The following is a 24,544-nucleotide window of genomic DNA, read 5'->3' on the forward strand; positions in this document are numbered from 1 at the left end:
CGAGGTCGGCGAACGCCGCGCGATTGTGCCGATTCCCGTGGGAAACGTCATCTGGATGTCCGGCGTTTCGGCGGGGTCTCGCGAGGCCCGGCGCTAACCGCGCAGGATGGCTGCCGGAATCTGCTCCAGGGGAATTTCCTTGCTGACCGCACCGAGTTTCATGGCTTCCTTGGGCATGCCGTAGACCACGCAGCTGGCTTCGTCCTGGCCGAGGGTCAGGGCGCCGGCTTCGTACATCTCGCGCAGGCCGCGGGCGCCGTCGTCGCCCATGCCGGTCATGATGATGCCCATGGCGTTGGCGCCGGCGGCGCGGGCGGTGGAGCGGAACAGTACGTCCACCGAGGGCTTGTGGCGGCTGACCGGTGGGCCGTCGACTACGTCGACCACATATTGGGCGCCGCTGCGTTTGAGCAGCAGGTGGCGACCGCCCGGGGCGATCAGTGCACGGCCGGGCACCACGCGGTCGCCATTGCGGGCTTCGAGAATCTCCAGTTCGCACAGCGCGTTGAGGCGCTCGGCAAAGGCGGCTGTGAAGCGCTCGGGCATGTGCTGGACGATGACGATCGCCGGGCAGACTCGTGGTAGGCGGGTGAGGATGTATTCCAGCGCCTGGGTACCTCCGGTGGAGGTGCCGATGGCGACGATGCGCTCGGTAGTGCGCGCCATGGCACTGCTGGCAGGCGGCAGGATGGCGTCGGCGCTGAGTTTGGCCTGGGGCGCGGGCGCAGCCGCCTTGTTGCTCAGCCGTTTGACGTTGGCACGGGCGGCGGCCTTGACCGCGTTGACCAGGTCATCGCTGGCGTTGACCAGGAATTTGCTCAGGCTGGCCTGAGGCTTGGTGACGATGCTAACCGCGCCGGCCGACAGCGCCTGCATGGTAGTGGTGGCGCCCTTTTCGGTCAGTGTCGAGCAGATCACCACCGGCGTCGGGTGTTCGGCCATCAGCTTGCGCAGGAAGGTGATGCCGTCCATGCGCGGCATCTCGACGTCGAGCACGATCACGTCCGGCCACTGACGCTGCATCTTTTCGAGGGCGAACAGCGGATCGGCGGCGGTGCCGATGACCTCGATCGCCGGGTCGGCTGCCAGCACCTGGGAGAGCACCTGGCGCACCACGGCGGAGTCGTCGACGATCATCACTTTGATGCTTTTCATTGCGGTCGCTTTCCGGCAGGAGATTCTTGGGCGGCGAGGGGCTGAGTCTGCTTCAGCGCGATCTGGCCGCTCCAGATATCGAAGATTAGATTGCGGTGGCCGAAGCCGCCTACATGTTCGCCGTGGCAGCCGATTTTCTTCTCGGCGAGCAGGCGACGCGCGGCGTCGATGTTATGCTGGCCGACATAATGGCGACGGGCTTTCGCCAGCCCAGGAAACATGTGGCCGCCGCCAAAGATGCGCGCCTGGTATTCGGCCAGCTTGGTGCCACTCTGGGCAATGGCCTCGCATAGCAGGCTCATCACTTCATCGGCGTAACGGCCGTCCCGTTGCTTGGCCGGGCGGCCGCGGGTGGGCAGCATGAAATGGCATATGCCGCCCAGGCGCGCATGGGGATGCCAGAGCACGATCGACACGCAGGAGCCCAGCAGCGTGCGCACGCGGGTGTAAGGCCCGCCGAAGTGGTAGTCGCCGGGGTTGAGATAGACCTCGGCGATGGAAGGGCGATTAGGCATCTGGCTTGCGATAGATCGAGGGCTTGACGACCTTGAGCGTATCGTTGACGCCGTTCAGGCTTTCCGAATGGCTGATGATGAAGTGCCCGCCCGGGCGCAGATGTTTTATCAGACGATCTACCACCTGACGCTTGGTATCGGCGTTGAAGTAGATCATCACGTTGCGCAGGAAGATCACGTCGAACAGGCCCACATCCGGCAGCGTGTTGTTGAGGTTGATCTGGGTGAAGCGCACGCGCTGGCGCAGCGATGGCGTAATCATCATCCGCCCCTGGTTCTCGTCGACGCCGCGTAGGCAGTGCTTGACCAGCAAATGGCGAGGGATATTTTCGCTGTCGGCGAGCTCGTACACGCCACTGCGTGCCTGGTCGAGAATGCGCTGGCTGATGTCCGAGGCGAGGATCTCCCACGGCCTTTCACCGAGACGTTCGGCCAGCAGCAGGGCCAGGGTGTAGGGCTCCTCGCCACTGGAGCAGGCGCCGCTCCAGATCCGCAGCGGACGACCGCTGGGAATCGCACCGGGCTTTTGCAACAGCTCGCGCAGGAAGTCGAAGTGCTTGGGCTCGCGGAAGAAGTAGGTTTCGTTGGTGGTCAGCAGATCCACGCAGGTCTGCAGCTCCGTCTTGTCCTTGCCGACCAGACGGAAGTACTCGCCATAGGTAGCCATGCCAAGGGAGCGCAGGCGCTTGTTGAGGCGCCCGGCGACCAGCGGTTTCTTGGCGTCAGACAGGTGAATGCCGGCGATGTCGTGGATCAGCTGGCGGAACTGGTGGAACTCGATATCGGAGAGGGTGGCCTGGCTCGAGTCGCGCATCAGTTGCCGGCACCCTGTTGCTGTGCCTGGCTCAGCGCGACGTACTCCTCGGCCGAGATCACCCGGCCGATGTCGAGCATCACCACCAGGCGATCATCGAGTTTGCCCATGCCGCGGATGAAGTCGGCGCGGATACTGCCTCCGAAGGCCGGTGTCGGCTCGATGTGCTCGGCGCCCAGCTCGCGCACTTCGTTGACCGCATCGACCACGATGCCGATCACCTGGGTGTGTTCAGGGCCGGCGATTTCCAGAATCACGATGCAGGTGCGCGGGCCGATGCGGGTAGGTTGGCCGCCAAAGCGCTGGCCAAGGTCCACCACCGGCACCACGGCGCCGCGCAGGTTGATCACGCCGAGGATGCTTGGCGGCATCATCGGCACCGTGGTCAGCCGGCCGTAGCCGATGATCTCGCGCACCGCGCGGATCTCGACGGCGAACAGCTCCTGCGCCAATGTGAAGGTCAGGTACTGGCCCGACCCCGCCGTGGCGTTGTCGAGCAGCCGTGGCTCGGAACTCATGGCTTACTCCTGAAAGCGCACGTAGCCGGCCGGCAGACCGCCGCTGTGGCCGTCGTCGTCACGCGGCTGGCGCGTCGGGCCGTTGCCGCGGGCCGGTTGCTGACGGTTGCGCGGCGGGTTGGCGACGGTGATGCGCTCGCCGGTGCCGTTGAGGCGGAAGAAGTCCATCAGCTGTTGCAGCTGCTCGGCCTGGCCGCTCATTTCCTCGGCGGTGGCCGCCAGCTCCTCGGAGGCCGAAGCGTTCTGCTGGGTCAGCTCGCTGAGCTGGTTCATCGCCGTGCTGATCTGGCCGACGCCGCTGCTCTGCTCGTCGGAGGCCGCCGCGATTTCCTGCACCAGATCGGAAGTCTTGGCGATGGACGGCACGATCTCGTCGAGCAGGGTGCCGGCGCGTTCGGCCAGGGCCACGCTGTTCTTCGCCACTTCGCCGATTTCCTGAGCGGCCACCTGGCTGCGTTCGGCCAGCTTGCGTACTTCAGCGGCGACCACCGCGAAGCCCTTGCCGTGCTCGCCGGCGCGGGCCGCTTCGATGGCGGCGTTCAGAGCCAGCAGGTTGGTCTGGTAGGCGATGTCGTCGACGATGCCGATCTTGTCGGCGATGGTCTTCATGGCTCGCACGGTATCCTTCACTGCCTGGCCACCTTCGCCGGCTTCATTGGCGGCCTTGCTGGCCATGCCGTCGGTAACCCGGGCATTCTCGGTGTTCTGCGCAATGGACGCCGACATCTGTTCCATCGACGCGCTGGTTTCTTCCACCGAGGCAGCCTGCTCGGAGGCTGCCTGGCTCATACTCTGGGCGGTGGAGGAAATCTCTTCCGAGGCGCTGGACAGCGAGTCTGCGGAGCCACGCACCTCGGCGATGATCTGCGCCAGCTTGGCGCTCATGTTGCTCATGGCATTGAGCAACTGGCCAGTTTCGTCGCGTGCTTTGCTATCCAGATTGACGCGCAGGTCACCTTCGGCCAGCAGGTTGGCGGCGTCCACGGCGCGGCTCAGCGGGCGGGTGATACTGCGGCTGATGAGGAAACCGAGGGCGATGCCGAATAATACGCCAGCTATGATCACGGCGATCATGACGGTACGACTGGAATTGTAGATTTCGGTGGTCTGGTCGTTGGCATCACTGGCATTGCTCTCCTTAATCTTGGAGAGCTCGGAAAAGATAGCGTCTATCTTGTCGCCGTGGGCACGTGTTTCAGTCAAAAGAAGCTGCAGTTCCGGGGTGCTGTTGTACAAGTCCTGGTCGGCGGCTGTTCGCAGGGTTTGGGCCAGGCTGTCCTGATAGTCTTTCCAGACTGAGTCCGCCTCGCGGAAGAGGTCCATGGAGCGCTCGCTGGCGAACTGTTTGCGTGCTTCGTCTATTAGGCTACGTGCAGTTTCACTGTAGTGAGCGATGTCGTTGCGGATCCGGTCACGATCCTGTTGGGTGGTGGCGAGCAGGTAGTTCGCCCGGGCCCGACCAATGTAGATCAGGTTGATGTTGGCATCCTTGATCTTGGAGAGGCCCATCAGCTCCCTGGAATACATCTTGTCTGCAAGGTCATTCATGGTCGAGGTGTTGGAAAGGCCGAACACGCCAACAATGGCGCTGATGCCGGCGACTAGGACGAAGGCGACTATGAGCCTGGTACCGATCTTGAAGTTACTGAGCATGGTGCAAATCCTTTCGAGTGGAAGTCGCTAATGAGGTCAAGCCCGTCGGCTCAGTCGCTGTCTCTGTTCGGCGGGCTGCCGAGTGCTTCTAGATCGAGTACCTGGGCGAGTGCTAGCAAGGTGACGAAGCGGTCCTCCAGACGCACGACACCTGTGATGAATTCGCTTCGCAGATGGCTGCCGAACGACGGCGCCGGTTGAATCTCTTTCGAGTGGATTTCTCTTACCGCACTGACAGCGTCCACCAGCACACCGATGGGCTGTGGGCGCTCTTCGGCCGGTACATCGAGAATTACAATGCAGGTGCGCTTACCCAGCGGGGTGAGCTGGCCATTGAAGCGCGCTAGCAGGTCTATCACCGGCACCACCGAGCCGCGCAGGTTGGTTGCTCCCCTGACCGCAGATGGCATACGGGGTACCCGGGTAAAACGGGTACATTCGAGAATCTCCCTGACGTACTGGGTATCGACGGCATAATGCTCGTCTCCCAACACGAAGGTCAGGTATTGCTGTGTGGTTTCCTCGTTAGCGAGGACGAGCGCGTTCATGCTTCGAGCCTCTCTGCGCGGGCGATGTCTGCTGAACTGGTCAGTTGGACGAGTAGACTGGGGATGTCGAGGATCAGCGCAACGTTGCCGTCACCCAAAATTGTGAAGCCGCCAAGGCCCTGGCAGGTCTCGAAGACCTTACCCAGCGGTTTTATAACAGTCTGAAATTCGCCGGCCAGCTGGTCTACGATCAGGCCCGCTCGCAGGCCCGCCTGCCTGACGATCACCACGCTTTCTCGGCGCGGCGGCTGGCTTTCGTCCTCGAACAGGTCACGCAGGCGCACGATGGGCAGCATCTGCCCGCGCAGCTCCAGGTGGCCGCGCTTGAACGAGGTGTCGGCGGGCAGCTCGATGCATTCTTCTACCAGTTCCAGGGGAATCACGTAGCCGGCCTGGCCGACACTGACCAGGAAACCGTCGATGATCGCCAGGGTCAGTGGCAGGCGGATGCGAATGCGCGTGCCCTGGCCGAGGGTGCTGTCCAGGTCGATGGTGCCGCGCAGAGCGGCGATGTTGCGCTTGACCACGTCCATGCCGACGCCGCGGCCGGACAGGTTGCTCACCTGCTCGGCGGTGGAGAAACCTGGCTCGAAAATCAGTGCGAAAGTTTCCTTTTCCGATAGCGTCTGGCCTTCGCCGATCAGGCCGCGCTCGCGGGCCTTGGCGATAATTCGCTGAGCATCCAGGCCGCCGCCGTCGTCACTGACTTCCAGCACGATGCTGCCGGCGTCGTGGTAGGCATTCAGCGATACCTTGCCCTGTGCCGGCTTGCCGCGCGCCAGGCGGGTTTCCACCGACTCGATGCCATGGTCCATGGCGTTGCGCACCAGATGCGTGAGTGGGTCGGTGATCCGCTCGACCACGGTCTTGTCGAGCTCGGTTTCGCCGCCGCTGATGGACAGGGCGATGTCCTTGCCAATCTCGCCTGCTACGTCACGCACCACCCGCTGGAAGCGGTTGAAGGTGCTGCCGATCTGCACCATGCGCAGCGGCAGCGCCGAGTCGCGGACTTCCTCGACCAGCCGCGAGAGCAGCTCGGTGGCTTCGAGCATTTCCGGGTGGCCGCAGTTCTGGGCGGTCATTCGCGCGCCGGCACCGGCGATAATCAGCTCGCCGACCAGGTCGATGAGCTTGTCCAGCTTGCCGGCATCGACGCGGATCAGGCTGTTCTCGTTGCTGCGGTTTTCCTTGATCTGTTGCTGCTTCTGCAGCGCGGCGGCCACTACGGGCGGTTGCACCAGGCTTTCCTCGACCAGCACACGGCCGATCGGGCGTGGCTCGTCGCGCTCCTGACCCTGCACCTGGGCGTGCAGCACTTCCTGCAGCTCGTTGGCGGTCAGGGTGCCGCAGCGCATGAGGATCTCGCCCAGGCGCATGTCTTCTTCCGGCAGCGCGCGGATCAATTCAAGATATTGGTCGGACTTGCTGTTGGGCGGCAGGATGCGGATCAGGCTGTCTTCGCGCACGAATTCGAAGGCGCCTTCGATGGTGGCCTTGTCGGCGTCGCTGACGAAGGCCATTTCAAAACCCAGGTAGCAGGTTTCCGGGTCCATTTCGGCGGCGACCGGAATGCGGTCGAGCAGCGGCACAATGCTGACGATCTTGCCAAAGGTGCTCAGGTAGCGGAACAGGCCCAGCGGGTCCATGCCATTGCGCAAGGTATCTGGGCCGAAACGTAGGGACAGGTGCCAGTGGTCGGCGCCGACACCCTCACCATGGCCGCGCTCGATACGGGTAGCGGTGGCCGGCATCGGCTCGGCGGCCGGTGCGGGATCCAGATAACCGGACAGCTGTTCGGCCAGTTGCTGGTGGACGATCTGCGTGTCCTCCTCCAGCGTCTCCAGATCGGCGCCGTTGTCGACCAGAGCTACCAGGCGCGCCAGGTGGTCGCCGACCTGCAGAAACAGCGCGGTCATGTCCTTGTCGAAGCGCAGCTCGCCGTTGCGCACGCGGTCCAGCACGCTTTCGGCGATATGGGTGAACACGACGATCACGTCGAGGCCGAACAGGCCGGCCGAGCCCTTGATGGTGTGGGCGGCGCGGAAAACCGCATTGATGGTGTCGGCGTCGTCGGGATCGTTTTCCAGCTGCAACAGGGCTTCTTCCATCTGCTGCAGCAGTTCCTGGCTTTCGGCGATGAAGACCTGCAGCACTTCGTCCATGTTCATGGTGATTACTCGCTCGCCGGCTTGATCAGGATGGGATCGCCGAAGAAGGTGCCCAGCCCGCTCAACTCGAACGCCTCGATCACCGCCGGGCTGTGGTTGGTCAGGCGCAGGTCGCAGTTCATGCGCGCCGCTTCCTGCTTGGCCAGGATCAGCAGTTGAAGGCCGGCGCAGTCCAGCTCGTCGACGGCGCCGAGGTCGAGCTCCACTTCCACATCGCTGGCCAGCGCCTGCGTCAGCAGCTGCATGTGCTCGGTGGCGCTGTAAATGGTCAGGCCGCCTTCCAGTGGCAGGATGCGGTAGAGATTCTCCGCCGGCGCGTCGGTCATGGCAGGATCAGCTTGGAAACGGCGGTGAGCATCTGCGCCGGCTGGAAGGGTTTGACCACCCAGGCCTTGGCGCCCGCAGCGCGGCCTTCTTCCTTCTTGGCTTCGCCGGCTTCGGTGGTCAGCATGATCACCGGGGTGAACTTGTAGGCGGGCATCTGCTTGACGTTCTTGACGAAGGTGATGCCGTCCATATTGGGCATGTTCACGTCACTGATGATCAGGTGCACCTTGCGGCCGTCGAGTTTGCTCAGCGCATCCTTGCCGTCGCAGCCTTCGATGACCTGATAACCGGCCCCCTTGAGCGTAATGCTGACGACCTGGCGGATGGAGGCGGAGTCGTCGACGATGAGTACGGTCTTGCTCATGGGAAACCTCAAAAAAACGTGATGTCGGAGTCGTTGCTTTTGGCGCTGCTTTTTTCACCCCGATGAATCTGGTGCTGCTCGGGGGTGGTGTAGGTCTGAGACAGCTCAGCGAGCCAGCGGTCGGCGTCTAGCGCGGGGGGCGCGAGATTCTGCTGGCGCTGCGCGCTGCGGTTCTGGATGTGGGCGTGCAGCTTGTCCTGGTCGGCGGCGATATGGCCGAGTGTCTGGCTGATGCGGTCCTGGAACTGCAGCGAGACCAGCACTTCGGAGATGTCCTGGGCGACCGATTCGCTCTGCGTGCGCATGGTTTCGTTGTGTTGAACGATGTCGCTGGCGTTTTGCTTGAAGCGACTGATCACCCCGGCGATTACTTCGCTGGCCTTGTTCAGGGTGGCGGTGTCGGTCTTGGTATACTCCTGGGAAATGTCCAGGGTCTTGTGGATCGCATCGTTGACGATTACCACGGTCTCGCCGATGCGCTGGCCGGTATCCCCGGACATCGAGGACAGCTTGCGCACTTCATCGGCAACCACCGCGAAGCCGCGGCCACTCTCGCCAGCGCGGGCGGCTTCGATGGCGGCGTTGAGGGCCAGCAAGTTGGTCTGCTTGGCGATGTTGGCCACATCCTGGGCCATGTCCTGCAGCTGGTCGGTGAAGCTGGAGAGTTGGGTGATCTCCTTGAGCAGCGACTCCTTGCTGGCCAGAGCGTCGCGCAGGGCGACGATGATCATGTCCAGCTCGTATTCGCTGCTCGACAGCAGTGCCACCAGACGCTTGCCGGCGTCGCGCTCGGTGCTGCCACCCAGGCTGCTCTGGATCCGCGTGGCCAATTGGGCGAAGCGCTCGCTCAGGGAGCTGATGGATTCTTCGGTATGGCTGCGGGCGTTCTCGATTTGCTGCGACCACAGCGGCAGCACCTGCTCGCACAGCTGTTCGACGCTTTCGTCCTGATTAGGCTGGGGCTCGTGGCTGTGCAGCTGCTCCGAGGATGTCGAACCAGCGCTCCGGCGGCGCAGGGCAAAAACGATGACGGCGCTGGCGACCAGCAGAATGGCCAGGGCCGGCAAGGTGTCGAGCACGTGTTGGCCAACCAGAATCACAGCGGCGATGCCTGCAATGACGATCAATAGGGGGGCTAGCAGAGGGGTGGAAAGGTCACGCATGTGAGGCTCCGTGGCGGACTGGGCGCAGACTCCACGGAACCGGCAAGGGGTGGGCTGGGCTCCAGCGCAGTGACCAAGCATTCCTTTGGATATCGGCAGCATGCATCAAGCATCTTCTTGGGGTGCATCGGTGTTGACTGATATTTCTCTGGGTTTAGGTGCCGTAAAGACCTAGGGATTTCCTTAGGCTGTATCGGAATTCATTTGGTTAGAAGCAAAACGAATCAGGTCTGCATTCGTTGCAAAGTGCATCTTTTCCATCAGATTTATCTTATGGGTGCTGACTGTCTTGTTACTGATCGTCAATTGTTTGGCTATGTGATTAACGCTCAAGCCGGCCGCCAGTAGGCGCATGATCTGGAACTCCCGGTTGGTCAAACTGTCCAGTCCGCTCCTGTTGGCAGGTTTCAAGCTGCTCAAGGCAATCGGCTCGACCAGTTCTGGATCGATGAAACGATTGCCGGTACCCACTTTTCTGATTGCATCCACCAACACTTCCGGAGACTGGCCTTTGGTCAGATAGCCCGCCGCGCCGCTGCGCAGCGCGCGCAGGGCCAGTTGGGGATCGTGGTGCATGCTCAACACCAGTATGGGAGTCTTGGGGTATTGATGGCTGATGCGGGTGATCAGTGCTTCGCCGCTAAGGCCCGGCATGCTGAAGTCGAGCAGGAGCAGATCTGCCAGGGTACTGCGCAGCTTTTCCAGCGCCTGGGCGCCATCGGCAGCCTCCGCGACGACGCGGATGTCATCGTAGAATTCGAACAGACGCTTGAGGCCGGCGCGCATCAGCGCATGGTCGTCGGCGATCAGCAGCTTGATCATCAGAAAATCCTTAAAAACGCTGTGTAGCGCATGGGGCTGAAAAGTCTTGTCGGCTCGCCGCGTCGCTGGTGGTGCGCGGGCTTGTCGGTTGCGGCGGCAGATGAATGTCACGGGGGAGCGCGCTGATTCGTTGTAAGTCGTCGAACAGGCGAAGCGAGGTTGTTTTCAGGCCGCCTTGCGCACGGCTGACAGGGCTGCCGAACTGCGAAGCCATCAAGCTTTTGAAACGCAAGCAAGAGGTACGCTTGCGCTGCCGGTCGCGGACTGTCGTGTGGTTTTTTGCGCTGCGCCTGCGGTGGCGCAGGATGTCCGCTGCCGCGTTATCTGACGCGGGTTTCGGATGGCGCAGGTGGGAGAGTGTCGTCGCGTGTTTCACCTGAACTCTTCTCGCTTCCTATGCGGCGGTTGAACGGCGTGCTCTGGGCCTGCGCAGAATCTGCCGCTTTCTTAAGCGTAGACCCTGCAACCAGTGACGCCTGACGCGACTGCGTTGACGCCGCTGAAACAGACAGCAAGCGTCATGCCTATATGTCGGCAGCTGATGTCAGAACTGCAATACGCGCGAGTGGGATTTTTCGAGGCAGGGGAATCGACCCATTGTTCGGGCGATCGGTAGCGGCGAGGTGCGGGATCACGACACTGCGCCTAGGGGCGCATCAGCTGAGCGGGCCTGGGGTCACCAGGTACCGCTCTGCTGGAGTGGGCCTGCCGCGAGGCGTGGCAGGCGCCGCCGTCAGCTATTGGGCAGCAGGCGGCAGGTCAGGCTCTTGATGTAACGGGTTTCGGCGATGGCTGGGTGCACCGGGTGATCCGGGCCCTGGGCGCCGCGCTCGAGCAGCTGGATGTTGCGGTCCAAGTGGCGTGCGCTGGTCAGCAGGATGTTCTGCAGGTTGTCCTCGTCCAGATGCATGGAGCAGCTGGCGCTGACCAGAATGCCGTCCTTGTTGAGCAGGCGCATGGCGGTTTCGTTGAGGCGGCGATAGGCGGCCTCGCCGTTCTTGATGTCCTTCTTGCGCTTGATGAAGGCGGGTGGGTCGGCGATCACCACGTCGAAGCGCTCTTCGGCCGCCTTCAGTTCACGCAGGGCGGCGAATACGTCGCCTTCCACGCAGGTGACCTTCTCGGCGAAACCGTTGAGCGTGGCGTTGCGCTCCACGCCGTCAAGGGCAAAGGCCGAGGCATCCACGCAGAACACTTCGCTGGCGCCGAAGGCCGCAGCCTGCACGCCCCAGCCGCCGATGTAGCTGAACAGGTCGAGCACGCGCTTGCCCTTGACGTAGGGCGCCAGGCGCGCGCGGTTCATGCGGTGGTCATAGAACCAGCCGGTCTTCTGGCCTTCGATCACCGGCGCCTCGAACTTCACGCCGTTCTCTTCCAGGGCGACCCACTCCGGCACCATGCCGAAGGCGGTATCGACATAGCGCTCCAGACCTTCGGCATCACGGGCGGCGGAATCGTTCTTGAGCAGGATGCCGCTGGGCTTGAGCACCTGGATCAGGGCAGCGAGCACGTCGTCCTTGTTGCGCTCCATGGTGGCCGAGGCCAATTGCACGACCAGAATGTCGAAGAAACGGTCGACCACCAGGCCAGGCAGCAGGTCGGAATCGCCGTACACCAGGCGGTAGCAGGGCTGGTCGAACAGCCGCTCGCGCAGGCTCAGGGCGACGTTGAGACGGTGTACCAGCAGGGACTTGTCGAGCACATGCTTGACGTCACGCGACAGCAGGCGCGCGCAGATCAGGTTGTTGGGGCTCAGGGCAACGATGCCCAGGGGTTTGCCGCCGGCAGCTTCGAGGATCGCCTGGTCACCGGCTTCGAAGGCATTGAGCGGCGTGACGGCAACGTCGATCTCGTTGCTGTAGACCCACAGGTGGCCGGCGCGCAGGCGTCGGTCGGCATTGGCTTTCAGGCGCAGGCTAGGCAGGGACATGGTGGGCTCCGTCGCAAAAAACGCGCATTCTAAACGAGGAGCCCGGTAGCTGCTTGCCGCAGTTGCAACGCGTGGACGCGCGGCTGCATCACCGCGGCGTCCACGGCCGCGGCTCAGGCGGCGAGCGCGGCGATCAGCTTCTCGTTGAAGGCAGGCAGGTCGTCCGGCGTGCGACTGCTGATCAGCTTGCCGTCGACCACCACTTCCTTGTCCACCCAATTGGCCCCAGCGTTCTTCAGGTCGTCGGTCAGCGAAGGGTAGCTGGTCAGGGTCTTGCCCTTGAGCAGATCGGCACTGGCGAGAATCCAGGCGCCATGGCAGATCACCGCGATCGGCTTGTTAGCCTTGGCGGCGTCCTTGACCAATTCCACTGCCATCTCGTCGAGGCGGATGGTGTCGGCGTTGACTACGCCGCCGGGCAGCACGATGGCATCGTAATCGTCGATCTTCGCGGTATCGAAGGTCTTGTCGACGGTGAACGCATCGGCTGGCGTGGTGTGGTTCCAGCCAGTGACCTTGCCGGATTTGCTGGACAGGATCTCAGCGGTGGCACCAAGTTCTTCGAGTGCCTGTTTGGGGCCGGTCAGTTCGACCTGCTCGAAACCGTCGGTAACCAGCAGAGCGATACGTTTGCCTGTCAGGGACTTGCTCATCGAAAACACCTCTCTGAAATGTGCTGAGTGAGCAATATTCGGGGATGTGTCGGGCTGCTTAGTTCAGGTCAGGCGACGACCTGCAATTTTGTTCTGTAACCGCTGACGCAAAAGTCGCCACGCTCAGGGTAGACTGAGTACTCCATCATCTTCACTTCGCCGCCTCCATGGACAAAGAACTTTCGGCCGAGCAGATACAAGCGTTTCTGCAAGGCATCAGCGTGCCGCCACAACCGCAGATCATGGTCGATCTGCAGTTCGAGCAGTACATGCCCAACCCGGACCTGAAGGCCATTGCGCGGCTGATCAGCCAGGATCCGGGGCTGTCCGGCGCCTTGCTGAAAATCGTCAACTCGCCGTATTTCGGCTTGGCCAACCGCATCGGTTCCATTCAGCATGCGGTCAATCTGCTGGGTAGCCGCTCGGTCATCAACATGGTCAACGCCCTGTCGATCCGTGGCGAGATGACCGATGAGACCATCGTCACCCTCAACCGCTTCTGGGATACCGCCCAGGACGTGGCCATGACCAGCCTGACCCTGGCCAAACGTATCGGTTACGAGTCCGTGGACGAGGCCTACACCCTCGGCCTGTTCCACAACTGCGGTATTCCGCTGATGCTCAAGCGCTTTCCGGATTACATGAGCGTGCTCGAGGAGTCCTACGCCAGCGCCAGTGCCGAGCGGCGCGTGGTCGACACCGAGAACCGCCTGCTCAATACCAACCACGCGGTGGTCGGCTACTACACCGCCAAGTCGTGGAACCTGCCGCTGCACCTGTGCCAGGCCATCGCCAACCACCACAACGTGCTGGCCATCTTCGCCGAAGACAACGACAACGACGCCCAACTCAAGAACCTGCTGGCGATCCTCAAGATGGCCGAGCACATCTGCCGCAGCTATCAGGTGCTGGGTAACCAGGATGAGGATCACGAGTGGCAGAGCATCGAGGCGCTGATCCTTGATTACGTGGGGCTCTCTGGCTATGACTTCGAGAACCTGCGTGAGAGCATCCGCGACCTGGGCGCTGCCTGAGGCGCCGTCCCTGAATCCGTTTCGAGTCCGTCATGCCTGAATTGCCTGAAGTCGAAACCACGCGCCGTGGTATCGCCCCCCATCTGATCGGCCAGCGCGTCAGCCGGGTTATTGTTCGTGAACGGCGCCTGCGCTGGCCGATCCCCGAAGACCTCGACGTGCGCCTGTCCGGTCAGCGCATCGAAGCCGTGGATCGACGTGCCAAGTACCTGCTGATCAAGGCCGAGGTCGGCACATTGATCAGTCATCTGGGCATGTCGGGTAACCTGCGCCTGGTCGAGGCCGGGCTGCCGGCGGCCAAGCACGAACATGTGGATATCGAGCTGGAATCCGGCCTGGCGCTGCGCTACACCGACCCTCGCCGCTTCGGCGCGCTGCTGTGGAGCGAGCTGCCGCTGGAGCACGAGCTGCTGGTGCGCCTGGGGCCTGAACCGCTGACCGAGCTGTTCGATGGCGAGCGTCTGTATCAGCTGTCGCGCGGCAAGGCGGTGGCGGTCAAACCGTTCATCATGGACAACGCGGTGGTGGTCGGCGTGGGCAACATCTACGCCACCGAGGCGCTGTTCGCCGCTGGCATCGACCCGCGCCGCGCGGCTGGTACGGTGTCGCGGGCGCGCTACGTGCGCCTGGCTCAGGAGATCAAGCGCGTGCTGGCCCACGCCATCGAGCGCGGTGGCACCACCCTGCGCGATTTCATCGGCGGCGACGGCCAGCCCGGTTACTTCCAGCAGGAGTTGTACGCCTACGGTCGCGGCGGTGAATTCTGCAAGGTGTGCGGCAATACCCTGCGCGAGGTGAAGCTGGGCCAGCGGGCCAGCGTTTACTGCCCGAAGTGCCAGCGCTGAGTCGCTTTGTCCGATAACGTGACCACTTGTTCAGCGATTGACGGCCATCACGCGACAATTGCCGGCGCGCTGTTATAGTTACCGGCATCGTCCCGTATACTTTTGAAGGATCGCCCCATGAAACTGTTTCGCTCTTGCGCTGCTGTTCTGGCGCTGACTGCTGCCTCGCTGGCGCACACCGCCCATGCGCAAGAAGTGCAGCAGAACGCCAGCGGTGACCCGCTCTACACCGTCAATGCCCCGGATGGTTTCGCCATGATCGGCGACCTGCTGATCGCTCGCCCGCTGCTGATCGGCGCCACTGCCATCGGCGCGGCCGCTTTCGTCGTCGCCTTGCCGTTCTCGGCCATGGGCGGTGGCATCGGTGCTACTGGCCGTGCGCTGGTGGTCGAGCCGGGCAAGGCGGCTTTCGTACGCTGCCTGGGTTGCACCGGTGACGGTTACAACCAGCGCCAGTGATCGCGGATTTCTTGCAATAAAAAGCCCCTCATAGAGGGGCTTTTTATTGCCTGACATCTTTCAGCGCATGGTCTGCACCGCGCTGCTGCCGATACCGCGCGGATCGCTGGCGGCTTCGACCTGGCCGCTGGCCTTGTTCCAGCGCAGCACCTGCCCGTTGCCGTACTCGCGCTCGACATTCTTGAGCTGATAGCCACGTGCCTGCAGCTCGGCGGCCTGGGCAGCGCTGAAGGCCTGTGGCTCGTGCTCGATGACGTCCGGCAGGTACTGATGGTGGTAGCGCGGCACGGCTGGCCAACTGGCGATGGGCTGACCGTCCAAGTACTGCAGGATCGACAGCAGCACCATGCTGGGAATGCGGCTGCCGCCCGGTGTGCCGAAACTGGTGAAGTCGCTCGGGCTGTCGATGAAGGTCGGGCTCATGCTCGACAGCGGGCGTTTGCCGGCGGCGATGGCATTGGCCTGGCTGCCGGCGAGGCCATAGGCGTTGGCGCCGGCAAGGTCGGCGGCAAAATCGTCCATCTCGTCATTGAGTACCACGCCCGTGCCCGGCACCGTGAAGGCCGCACCGAACGGTAGATTGATCGACAGGGTGGCACTCACCGCGTTGCCATCGGCGTCCAGCACGGTGAAGTGAGTGGTGTGGTCGCCCTCCTTCCAGGGCTTGGCTGGCGGCAGCTCGCTGCTCGGCGTAGCGTGCTGCAGATCGATGCTGGCACTCAGGCTTTTCAGGTAGTCCGGGTTGAGCAGGGCGGCTGCGGGATTGTCGACGAAGTCCGGGTCGCCCAGTTGGCCGCGGTCGCGGTAGGCGCGGCGCAGGGTTTCCACCACCAGATGGGTGCGCTGCACCGGCTCGGCCTCGCGCCAGGGCAGCTGCTGCAGCATCAGCAGGCTTTGCGCCAGTGCCACACCGCCGGCCGAGGGTGGCGGCGCGCTGATCAACTCGCGGCCTTCGGCCAGCGGTACGCGAATCGGCTGGCGATTCACGGTGCGATAGTCGGCCAGATCCTGCAGCGTCCAGATACCGCCCGCAGCGCGCACCCCGGCGACCAGACGCTCGGCCACGGGGCCGGAGTAGAAGCCGTCGCGGCCGTGATTGGCCAGCTTCAACAGGGTGTCGGCCAACTCCGGCTGGCGCAGCAGCGCGCCTTCAGCGGGCACCTCGCCACCGCTTAGGAACAGCCGCGCGGTCTCCGCATCGTCACGCATCGCGGCTAGGCGCATGGTGGCGCGATCGCGGTACACGCGGTCGACCGGAAAACCCTCACGCGCCAGGCGTATGGCCGGCGCCAGGCTGTCGCGCAAGGGCAGTTTGCCGCGCTGCTCGGCCAACTCGACCAGCGCGGCGGGTAGGCCAGGAATGGCGGCGGCCAGCGCACCATCGCGGGACAGCGCCGCCTGCACCTGGCCATCGCGGCGATAGAGATCGGCGTGGGCAGCGCCAGGTGCGCGTTCGCGGGCATCGAGAAAGTCGTAGCGGGCGTCGGCGCTGCGCAGCAGGAAGAAACCACCGCCGCCCAGGCCCGAGCCGTAGGGTTCGACCACGGCGAGCGCAGCGCTGATGGCGACGGCGGCGTCGAAGGCATTGCCGCCGAGGGCCAGGGTTTCCTTGCCAGCGACCGTGGCAGCGGGGTGGGCGGTGGCGATGGCGCTGCTGCCGGGACGCTCGGCGGCCTGCAGGCCGAGGCTGAGCAGCAGAAGCAGCGCGCCGGAGAGGGCGCGCAGGGAGTGGAAGCCGCGAAGGGAGCGGCGCACCCTCAGGCCTTGCCGGTAAGGGCTTTGTACTTGGCCATCAACTGCTCCTTGCTCTCGACGTTGTTCTCGTCGAGGGGAATGCAGTCTACCGGGCAGACCTGCTGGCACTGCGGCTCGTCGTAGTGGCCGACGCATTCGGTGCACAGGTTGGGGTCGATCACGTAGATCTCCTCGCCCTGGGAAATCGCCGCGTTCGGGCACTCAGGTTCGCAGACGTCGCAGTTGATGCAATCGTCGGTAATGATCAGGGACATGAAAGGCGAGCTCCTGCCGGGCCACAATCGAACGGATAGCCGCGATTGTGCCGCATTGTGGTCGCCAGCGCACGCCTGTGCGCCATATGGCGCGCAGACATGCCAGTGTTGCGGATCAGCGGTTCTTGAAGCGTTCGGTCAGCGCATCGGCGACGGCCGGGTGCACGAACTTGCTGATATCGCCGCCCAGGTTGGCGATCTCGCGCACCAGGGTGGAAGAGATGAAGGAATACTTTTCCGACGGTGTGAGGAACAGGCTTTCCAGGTCCGGCGCCAGTTGGCGGTTCATGTTGGCCAGCTGAAATTCGTACTCGAAGTCCGACACTGCGCGCAGGCCGCGCAGCAGCACGTTGGCGCCCTGTTCCTTGGCGAACGAGGCGAGCAGCGTGGAAAAGCCGATCACTTCGACGTTGGGCAGGTGCTTGGTGACTTCCCGGGCCAGCTCTACGCGCTGCTCAAGGGAGAACAGCGGGTTCTTCTTCGGGCTGGCAGCGACCGCGATGACCACGCTGTCGAACAGGCGCGCGGCGCGCTCGACCAGATCGCCATGCCCCTTGGTAATGGGGTCGAAGGTGCCTGGGTATAACACTCGATTCATCGTGACGTCCTGGCAGGCGCGTTAGGGAGTCGGATGGTAGCGCAGCAAACCGGCACGGGCCAAGTCGCGGCCCGGCAGGCGGTGGCGGTTGTGGGCGTTAATCGCGCTGCCGCTCAGCGGATGAACAGCTTGTAGACCAGCTTCTGCAAGGCTTTGCCGTAGGGTGGATAGATCAGCCGCGCGAGGTTGAGGCGCTGCTTGATCAGCACGCCCTTGGCCTTGCTGAAGGTCAGAAAACCCTCGTGGCCGTGATAATGGCCCATGCCCGAAGCACCGATGCCGCCGAAGGGCATGTCGTCCTGCGCCACATGCATCAGGGTATCGTTCAGGCACACACCGCCGGAGTGGCTGTGGTGCAGCACGTGCTGCTGTTCGCCGCGGTCGTAGCCAAAATAGTAGATAGCCAGCGGACTCGGGCGCGCAGCGATATAGGCCAGGGCATCGTCGAGACGGTCATAAGGCACCACGGGCAGCAGCGGTCCGAAGATTTCGTCCTGCATCACCAGCATGCTGTCGTCGACGTTCAGCAGCAGGGTCTGCGGCATGCGCCGCTCCGTTGCTTCAGCGGTAAGAGCGATCACCTCGGCACCCTTGTGGCGGGCGTCGTCCAGATAGCCTTGAAGGCGCTGCTGCTGGCGCGTGTTGATGATGCTGGTGTAGTCCGGATTGCCCTCGATCTGTGGATAAAAGCGCTGCATCACACGGCGGTAGGCATCGACGAAGCCGTTGACCCGCTGGCGCGGTACCAGCACGTAGTCCGGGGCTACACAGGTCTGACCGGCGTTCAGGGTCTTGCCAAAGGCGATACGTTCGGCGGCGTGTTCCAGCGGCACGTCCGCCGAGATGATGGCCGGGGATTTTCCGCCAAGCTCCAGGGTCACCGGCGTCAGGTTGTCGGCCGCCGCACGCATCACATGGCGGCCGATGCTGGTGGCGCCGGTGAACAGCAGGTGATCGAACGGCAGCTTGGCGAAGGCCATGCCGATCTCGGCCTCGCCGAGCACCACGCTCACCAGGTCCTCGGGGAAGATGCTGGCCAGCAGTTCCTTGAGGTACTGCGAGGTCTGCGGCGTGGCTTCGCTGAGTTTGAGCATCACCCGGTTGCCGGCGGCCAGTGCGCCGACCAGCGGGGCGATGGCGAGGAACAGTGGGTAGTTCCACGGCACGATGATGCCGACCACGCCCAGCGGCTGATAAATCACTCGTGCCGAGGCGGGCATGAATGCCAGGCCCACATGGCGCCGCGATGGTTTCATCCAGCGGCGCAGGCGTTTGCGCGTATAGCGGATGCCCTGCACGGTGGGCAGCATCTCGGCGAGCAGGGTTTCATCGGCGCTGCGATTGCCGAAGTCCTCGCTGATGCAGCGGATCAGCGCGTCCTGATCGGCGAGCAGGGCGGACTTGAGGCTGTCGAGCCAGGCGATGCGCTGGTCTGCCGAGGGCATGGGATTGGCCATGAAGGCCTCGCGTTGGACCTGGAAACACTGCTGCAACTCGGCAATAGCCTGCTCGACCGGGCCGAAAAGGGTGACCATGCCGGTGTCCTTATCCACTCACTGGAGCTGCTGTGTACCACGTTCGATGGCCTGTAGCCATTGGGCACGCGGCGTTCCAAGTGGTAGCCGTTGTTCCGAAGTGGTAGATCCGTTCAGGCCGTGGCAGTGCCTATACGTAGATGCAGGATGAGCCCGGCCAGCAGACACGCCAGGGCGATCCAGTCGGCAATCACCACGCGCCGCAAAGCCTCGTTGTAAGCGGGCTCGCTCCAGGCCAACAGGAGAAAGGACAACACGCTGACCAGGCCACCGATCAGGGCAATGCCGCGCAGGCCGGGCAGGAAGGCCGCGGCCACCAGTAATGCGCCGAGCAGGCCGAAGAGCACGGCGCGATGACGCATGAGGATATGCAGGTTGGGTTCGTCGAAATTCAGACCGTAGAGTGCGTTCAGTCGCTCACCACCGAGTACTCCGGCTAGCGGGAGCAGGTGGATGATGCCAACGACCAGCAGCAGAAAACCGATCAGCTTGCTCATCTCCAATGCTCCACTAAGGCTCCAGGCGATTCGGCCCGGCGGGATTCGATAATCATCGGGGTCTTCCTCAAGCTCCAGCGGGCAGCACGAGAATGGCGCAGCTGGAGTTCTAGGATAAGCATCGCAATGCGTCAAACAGGCTACGACGCAGCCGCTTGTGATTACCGCCGATCAGGCATGCCGCAGATGGGTTGGGCTCAGGTCTTCAGGCTTGCCAGCCACGCCGGGATACGTCTTTCCAGGTAATAGCCGGGCCGGCTCGGAGAGCCGTCGACGAAGCCGACATGGCCGCCCTTGGCGTGCAGCTCGAAACGGATGCAATCGGCCAGCTCATTGGCTTCGGGCAGGCTGTGCGGATAGACGAACGGGTCGTCGCTGGACTGGATCATCAGCGTCGGCGTCTGGATACGGCCCAGGAAATAGCGGCTCGAGGCGCGTCGGTAATAGTCGTCGGCATTCTCGAAGCCGTGCAGCGGCGCGGTGATGCGGCCGTCGAAATCCCAGAAGGTACGCATGCCGTCCAGCGGGCCGAGCTTTTCCAGGATCGACAGCCGATCGGCCTGGCCCTGGTGGGCGAACAGGCGCTGCTTATCCTTCACGTAGGCGACCATGGCGCGCATGAAATGCGCCTGGTAGACCCGCGAAAAGCCAACGCCGATACGGTCGGCGCACTGGTCCAGGCGAAACGGCACCGACACCGCGGCTGCGCCTTGCAGGCCGCTGGCGGCGCCAGTTTCCCCCAGGTACTTGAGCAGCACGTTGCCGCCCAGCGAATAGCCCACGGCATACAGCGGCGCCAGGGGATGCTTGGCCTGCAGATGGCGGATGGTTTCGGCCAGGTCTTCGCTGGCGCCGGAATGATAGCCGCGTGGCAGCAGGTTGGGCTCGCCCGAGCAGCCGCGCCAGTTGAGCGCCACGCTGGCCCAGCCCTGGGTCGCCAGTTGGCGTTGCAGGCCGAGCACGTAGTGGGAGCCGGAGGAGCCGGTCAGGCCGTGCAGCACCAGCACCAGAGGCGCGTGGGCTTCATGGGGCCCGTGCCAGTCGAGGTCGAGAAAGTCGCCGTCTTCCAGCCACAGGCGTTCACGTTGGCGTTCCAGTTCCGGCGGGCGGCGGCACAGCGAGCCCCACAGGGTTTGCAGGTGCGGCCCGGGCAGCCACCAGGCGGGCTGGAAGCTGCTCGTCATCGGCATGCGCTCGCCCATCTTCAGGCCGCCGTCGGCACTTACGCCGAACGGCGCTCCCATAGTGCGTAATGCACCTGGCCAGCCTTCTGCTCACGGTGCAGGCGCCAGTTTCCGGGCATGCCGAGGCTCGATGGCACCTGCTCGCTCTCGGTGTAGACCCAGGCATCGTCGGCCAGCCAACCCCGTTCTTCCAGCAGCGTGCAGGCGGGCAGCAGCAGATCCTGGCTGAAGGGCGGGTCGAGGAACACCAGGTCGAACGGTGTGGCCGGCTGGCTCTGCAGGTAGGCGAGGGCATCGCTCTGCAGCACCTGGCCGTTGTCGCAGCGCAGGGTGGCCAGGTGGCCGCGCAGGCTGGTCACTGCCGCCGGGTTGAGGTCCAACGCCAGGGCGCTGCCGGCACCGCGTGACAGCGCTTCGAGAAACAGCGCGCCGCTGCCGGCGAACGGGTCGAGCACCCGGGCAGCTTCCACGTAGGGCGCCAGCCAGTTGAACAGGGTCTCGCGCACGCGGTTGGGCGTGGGGCGCAGGCCGTGAGCCATGGGGAAAGCGAACTGGCGGCTGCGCCATTGCCCGGCAATGATGCGCAGTTGCCCGTCGCCACCGTGGGCGACGGGTGCTTTGCCGGTGGTCGGTCGTCTGGCCATCAGTGCTCCGGTACGGCAGCGGGCATCTCTGCCGGCTTGTCGGTGGGCGGCGGCAGCTCTTTCTGCTCGACCTTCGGTCCGGCGGTGACGATCACCAGTGCTTCGGGGTCGAGATGCTTGGCCATGGCGGTCTTCACCTGCTCGACGCTGAGCGCCTGCACCTGGGCCATGAAATCTTCCAGGTAGGTGAGCGGCAGGTCGTAGAAACCGATGGCACCGAGCTGGCCGACGATGGCCGCGTTGCTGGCGGTGGACAGCGGGAAGCTGCCGGCCATCTCGCGCTTGGCGGCGTCCAGTTCTTCCTGGGTCGGGCCGGCCGCGATGAAGTCGCGCAGCAGATCCTTGACCAGCTGCAGGGTGCCGTCGCTGAGCTCGGCGCGGGTCTGCAGGTTGATCATGAACGGGCCGCGGGCCTGCATGGCGGTGAAGCCGGAGTACACGCCGTAGGTCAGGCCGCGCTTCTCGCGCACTTCGGTCATCAGCCGGGTACCGAAACCGCCGCCGCCGAACACCTGGTTGCCCAGGTAAAGGGCAGCATAGTCAGGGTCCTCACGGGTGATACCCAGCTGGGCGATCAGCAGGTGAGTCTGGTTGGAAGGGAAGTCGATATGGGTCAGGCCGGGCTTGGGCGCCTCGGGCTCCACGGTCTTGGTCAGGGCCGGGCCTTTGGGCAGCGATGCGGAAACCTCGGCTGCGATGGCTTCGGCTTCCTCGCGAGACAGGTCACCGACCAGGGCAATCACCGCGTTGCCGGCGGCATAGGCCTTGGCGTGGAAGGCCTTCAGCTGTGCGCGGCTGATGTCGGGCACCGACTGCGCTGTGCCTTCGCTCGGGTGTCCGTACGGATGCTTGCCATACAGGCGCTCGAACAGCTCCAGGCTGGCCAGCTTACCGGGGTTCTGCTTCTGGAATTCGAAGCCGGCGAGAATCTGGTTCTTGATGCGCGCCAGGGAATCGGCCGGGAAGGTCGGTTTGCCGATCACCTGCTCGAACAGCTTCAGGGCTGGCTCGCGCTGCTCGGCGGTGCTGAGGCTGCGCAGGCTGGTGACCGCCATGTCGCGGTAGGCACCATTGCCGAACTCGGCGCCCAGGCTCTCGAAGCCGGCGGCGATGGCGCCGACGTCCTTGCCGGGCACGCCTTCGTTGAGCATGGCGTTGGTCAGCAGCGCCAGGCCGGGCACGTCGCCGTCCTGGCTGCTGCCGCCGGCGTAGGTCAGGCGCAGGTCGAACATCGGCAACTCGCGGGCTTCGACGAACAGCACCTTGGCGCCTTCGGCGGTCTGCCAGCTCTGGATATCCAGTTTGCGGCGCTCGGGCTCCTTGCCGTCCAGCTCGGCCAGTGACTGCAGTTTGCTGTCGTCGGCTTGTGCGGCTTGTGCGGCTTGTGCGGACTGGGCAGTGGGCTCGGCAGCGTCCGGTGCGCGTTTGACGGTGAAGGCCAGGGCCGCCAGCAGGGCGATCAGGAACAGCCCCAGCAGGGCGTAGCGCGGGCCGTTGCGCTTACTCATCGCGCTTCTCCTCGGGCAGAACGTGGGCGACGCTGAGGCGATCGCGGATGAAGTAGGTCTTGGCGGCGTTCTGGATGTCGGCCGGGGTCACGGCCTCCAGCTCGGCGAGTTCCTGGTCGATCAGCTTCCAGGACAGGCCGACGGTCTCGAGCTGGCCGATGGCGGTGGCCTGGCTGCTGATCGAGTCGCGGTCGTAAACCAGTTCGGCGATCAGCTGGGCGCGTACGCGGGCCAGTTCCTCGGCCGACGGCGCTTTGTGCTGCAGGTCCTCAAGCTCGCGCCAGATGCCGGCCTTGGTTTGCTCCAGAGTCTTGCCGGTCTGCACGTTGGGCGTCGCGGAGATCGTGAACAGGCTGTCGCCGCGTGTGTAGCCGTTGTACCAGGCGCTGGCGCCGGACACCAATTCCTCGCCGCGCTCCAGGCGGCCGGCCAGGCGCGCGCTGTAGCCGCCGTCGAGCAGGGCGGCGATCAGGCGCAGGGCGTGCACATCACGCGGGTTCCTGGCGGTGGCCAGGCCCGGCACGTTGAAGCCCATCATCAGGGTGGGCAGCTGGGTCTTCAGATGAAGGGTGATCTGCCGCTCGCCGGGCTCGGCCAGCTCCAGGGGAATCTTCGCGGCCGGCACTTCACGCTTGGGGATCGCGCCGAAGTAGCGCTGGGCCAGGGCTTTGACGCCATCGGCGGTTACGTCGCCGACCACCACCAGGGTGGCGTTGTTGGGCACGTACCAGGTTTCGTACCAGTGACGCAGCTCCTGCACGCTCATGCGGTCCAGGTCGGCCATCCAGCCGATGGTCGGGATGCTGTAGCCGCTGGCCGGGTAGGCCATGGCCTTGAAGCGCTCGTAAGCCAAGCCCGAAGGTTTGTCGTCGGTGCGTAGGCGGCGCTCTTCCTTGATCACCTCGATCTCCCGGGCGAACTCTTCCGGCGGCAGGCGCAGGCTGGCCAGGCGGTCGGCCTCCAGCTCGAAGGCCACGCCCAAGCGGTCGGCGGCCAGCACCTGGTAATAGGCGGTGTAGTCGTCGCTGGTGAACGCGTTCTCTTCAGCGCCCAGGTCACGCAGCACCCGCGAGGCTTCGCCGGGGCCGAGCTTGCGGCTGCCCTTGAACATCATGTGTTCCAGGGCGTGGGACAGGCCGGTCTGGCCGGCGGTCTCGTAGCTGGAGCCGACCTTGTACCAGATCTGCGAGACCACCACGGGGGCACGGTGGTCTTCGCGGACGATGACCTTGAGGCCGTTGTCGAGGGTGAATTCATGGGTCGGTTGCGGTGCCGCGGCGTGCGCGCCGAATGGCAGGGCGCAGACGGCCAGTAGCAGGCCGGCGAGATGGCGGGCAAGTGAAGTGGACAAACCTCTCTCCTCGTTGAACCACGCCGGGCGTGGGATTGCGGTCGGGTGTGAGCGCGGTGCAGCGTCGCCGAGGCAGGCCGTCAGAGCGGTCGCGTGGCTTAGCCGTGGTGGCTGCGGAGGTGCTAGGATACGCATCCGTTTTAACGGCGACCACGTCTGGCAATGGCAGTTTGCAACTAATCAGCTGCCCAACTGCAAGCCCTCAGCCCCTCGTGCCCAGGCGCCATGGCGTTCGCCCCAGTGAGATAGC

At 64.1% G+C, this 24,544-nt stretch carries 26 protein-coding genes; 3 read left to right on the forward strand and 23 right to left on the reverse strand.

Translation table 11 applies throughout. From position 1 onward, the window contains the following. Positions 1-93: 93 nt before the first annotated feature. The 14 genes from FB481_RS22010 to FB481_RS22075 form a co-directional block, all read right to left on the reverse strand. Entirely contained in the window at positions 94-1,155 is a 1,062-nt protein-coding gene (locus FB481_RS22010) for a chemotaxis response regulator protein-glutamate methylesterase (RefSeq protein WP_147177842.1), read from the reverse strand. Further along, the gene (locus tag FB481_RS22015; RefSeq protein WP_147177843.1) at positions 1,152-1,670 is read right to left on the reverse strand and encodes a chemotaxis protein CheD; all 519 of its coding nucleotides are present in this window, start codon (positions 1,668-1,670) and stop codon (positions 1,152-1,154) included. The genes FB481_RS22010 and FB481_RS22015 overlap by 4 nt, the downstream gene beginning before the upstream one ends. Then, positions 1,663-2,484, reverse strand: coding sequence for a protein-glutamate O-methyltransferase CheR (locus tag FB481_RS22020; RefSeq protein WP_147177845.1), 822 nt, complete (start codon positions 2,482-2,484; stop codon positions 1,663-1,665). Before FB481_RS22020 ends, FB481_RS22015 begins: the two co-directional genes overlap by 8 nt. Then, positions 2,484-3,002 carry a chemotaxis protein CheW gene (locus FB481_RS22025; protein WP_027903163.1) on the reverse strand — a complete coding sequence of 173 codons (519 nt, stop codon included), beginning with the start codon at positions 3,000-3,002 and terminating at the stop codon, positions 2,484-2,486. The genes FB481_RS22020 and FB481_RS22025 overlap by 1 nt, the downstream gene beginning before the upstream one ends. 3 nt (positions 3,003-3,005) lie before the next feature. After that, entirely contained in the window at positions 3,006-4,655 is a 1,650-nt protein-coding gene (locus FB481_RS22030) for a methyl-accepting chemotaxis protein (protein WP_147177847.1), read from the reverse strand. 50 nt (positions 4,656-4,705) lie between these two features. Next, complete coding sequence (locus tag FB481_RS22035) at positions 4,706-5,203, reverse strand: chemotaxis protein CheW (protein ID WP_147177848.1); 498 nt, start codon at positions 5,201-5,203, stop codon at positions 4,706-4,708. Next, the gene (locus FB481_RS22040) at positions 5,200-7,371 is read right to left on the reverse strand and encodes a chemotaxis protein CheA (protein WP_147177850.1); all 2,172 of its coding nucleotides are present in this window, start codon (positions 7,369-7,371) and stop codon (positions 5,200-5,202) included. Before FB481_RS22040 ends, FB481_RS22035 begins: the two co-directional genes overlap by 4 nt. Positions 7,372-7,376: 5 nt before the next feature. Then, positions 7,377-7,697, reverse strand: a complete 321-nt coding sequence (locus tag FB481_RS22045) for an STAS domain-containing protein (protein ID WP_027903167.1) — start codon at positions 7,695-7,697, stop codon at positions 7,377-7,379. Continuing rightward, complete coding sequence (locus FB481_RS22050; protein ID WP_093506688.1) at positions 7,694-8,062, reverse strand: response regulator; 369 nt, start codon at positions 8,060-8,062, stop codon at positions 7,694-7,696. Before FB481_RS22050 ends, FB481_RS22045 begins: the two co-directional genes overlap by 4 nt. An 8-nt stretch (positions 8,063-8,070) precedes the next feature. After that, complete coding sequence (locus tag FB481_RS22055; RefSeq protein ID WP_372239584.1) at positions 8,071-9,327, reverse strand: methyl-accepting chemotaxis protein; 1,257 nt, start codon at positions 9,325-9,327, stop codon at positions 8,071-8,073. A gap of 81 nt (positions 9,328-9,408) precedes the next feature. Continuing rightward, on the reverse strand, positions 9,409-10,047 hold the full coding sequence (locus FB481_RS22060) for a response regulator transcription factor (RefSeq protein ID WP_147177855.1): 639 nt from the start codon (positions 10,045-10,047) through the stop codon (positions 9,409-9,411). A 10-nt stretch (positions 10,048-10,057) separates the two neighbouring features. Continuing rightward, positions 10,058-10,423 carry a hypothetical protein gene (locus tag FB481_RS22065; protein WP_143103628.1) on the reverse strand — a complete coding sequence of 122 codons (366 nt, stop codon included), beginning with the start codon at positions 10,421-10,423 and terminating at the stop codon, positions 10,058-10,060. 357 nt (positions 10,424-10,780) lie between these two features. Beyond that, positions 10,781-11,977 (reverse strand): class I SAM-dependent rRNA methyltransferase, encoded by a 1,197-nt coding sequence (locus tag FB481_RS22070; protein WP_093506693.1) that lies wholly within the window; start codon positions 11,975-11,977, stop codon positions 10,781-10,783. A 113-nt stretch (positions 11,978-12,090) separates the two neighbouring features. Further along, positions 12,091-12,630: a type 1 glutamine amidotransferase domain-containing protein gene (locus FB481_RS22075; RefSeq protein ID WP_093506695.1), complete on the reverse strand. Its 540-nt coding sequence runs from the start codon at positions 12,628-12,630 to the stop codon at positions 12,091-12,093. A 221-nt stretch (positions 12,631-12,851) separates the two neighbouring features. Here FB481_RS22075 and FB481_RS22080 point away from each other — a divergent pair, with 221 nt between their 5' ends. The 3 genes from FB481_RS22080 to FB481_RS22090 all read left to right on the forward strand — a co-directional run bounded on the left by FB481_RS22080 (position 12,852) and on the right by FB481_RS22090 (position 14,968). Continuing rightward, entirely contained in the window at positions 12,852-13,664 is an 813-nt protein-coding gene (locus FB481_RS22080; RefSeq protein WP_167363179.1) for an HDOD domain-containing protein, read from the forward strand. Between the two features lie 32 nt (positions 13,665-13,696). Next, a complete protein-coding gene (gene mutM / locus FB481_RS22085; RefSeq protein ID WP_147177858.1) occupies positions 13,697-14,509 on the forward strand; it encodes a bifunctional DNA-formamidopyrimidine glycosylase/DNA-(apurinic or apyrimidinic site) lyase in 813 nt (270 codons plus the stop codon). Positions 14,510-14,626: 117 nt separating this feature from the next. Beyond that, positions 14,627-14,968: a hypothetical protein gene (locus FB481_RS22090; protein WP_013789296.1), complete on the forward strand. Its 342-nt coding sequence runs from the start codon at positions 14,627-14,629 to the stop codon at positions 14,966-14,968. Positions 14,969-15,028: 60 nt separating this feature from the next. On the opposite strand, the gene ggt is transcribed toward FB481_RS22090, so the two are convergent. The 9 genes from ggt to FB481_RS22135 all read right to left on the reverse strand — a co-directional run bounded on the left by ggt (position 15,029) and on the right by FB481_RS22135 (position 24,294). Further along, a complete protein-coding gene (gene ggt / locus FB481_RS22095) occupies positions 15,029-16,723 on the reverse strand; it encodes a gamma-glutamyltransferase (protein WP_147177860.1) in 1,695 nt (564 codons plus the stop codon). A 2-nt stretch (positions 16,724-16,725) separates the two neighbouring features. Then, on the reverse strand, positions 16,726-16,977 hold the full coding sequence (locus tag FB481_RS22100; protein ID WP_013789298.1) for a YfhL family 4Fe-4S dicluster ferredoxin: 252 nt from the start codon (positions 16,975-16,977) through the stop codon (positions 16,726-16,728). A gap of 115 nt (positions 16,978-17,092) precedes the next feature. Next, positions 17,093-17,575, reverse strand: coding sequence for a pantetheine-phosphate adenylyltransferase (coaD, locus tag FB481_RS22105; RefSeq protein ID WP_147177862.1), 483 nt, complete (start codon positions 17,573-17,575; stop codon positions 17,093-17,095). A gap of 113 nt (positions 17,576-17,688) precedes the next feature. Then, positions 17,689-19,110, reverse strand: coding sequence for a coniferyl aldehyde dehydrogenase (locus tag FB481_RS22110; protein ID WP_147177864.1), 1,422 nt, complete (start codon positions 19,108-19,110; stop codon positions 17,689-17,691). A 113-nt stretch (positions 19,111-19,223) separates the two neighbouring features. Then, on the reverse strand, positions 19,224-19,607 hold the full coding sequence (locus FB481_RS22115; RefSeq protein WP_147177866.1) for a phosphopantetheine adenylyltransferase: 384 nt from the start codon (positions 19,605-19,607) through the stop codon (positions 19,224-19,226). A gap of 197 nt (positions 19,608-19,804) precedes the next feature. After that, positions 19,805-20,791: a hydrolase gene (locus FB481_RS22120; RefSeq protein WP_093506782.1), complete on the reverse strand. Its 987-nt coding sequence runs from the start codon at positions 20,789-20,791 to the stop codon at positions 19,805-19,807. A gap of 38 nt (positions 20,792-20,829) precedes the next feature. Then, the gene (rsmD, locus tag FB481_RS22125) at positions 20,830-21,435 is read right to left on the reverse strand and encodes a 16S rRNA (guanine(966)-N(2))-methyltransferase RsmD (protein WP_093506709.1); all 606 of its coding nucleotides are present in this window, start codon (positions 21,433-21,435) and stop codon (positions 20,830-20,832) included. Beyond that, positions 21,435-22,943, reverse strand: coding sequence for a pitrilysin family protein (locus tag FB481_RS22130; RefSeq protein WP_147177867.1), 1,509 nt, complete (start codon positions 22,941-22,943; stop codon positions 21,435-21,437). The genes rsmD and FB481_RS22130 overlap by 1 nt, the downstream gene beginning before the upstream one ends. Continuing rightward, positions 22,936-24,294: a pitrilysin family protein gene (locus FB481_RS22135; protein ID WP_147177869.1), complete on the reverse strand. Its 1,359-nt coding sequence runs from the start codon at positions 24,292-24,294 to the stop codon at positions 22,936-22,938. The genes FB481_RS22130 and FB481_RS22135 overlap by 8 nt, the downstream gene beginning before the upstream one ends. Positions 24,295-24,544: the final 250 nt, after the last annotated feature.

The organism is Pseudomonas sp. AG1028 (genome assembly GCF_007993955.1).
Classification (GTDB): Bacteria; Pseudomonadota; Gammaproteobacteria; order Pseudomonadales; family Pseudomonadaceae; genus Aquipseudomonas; species Aquipseudomonas straminea.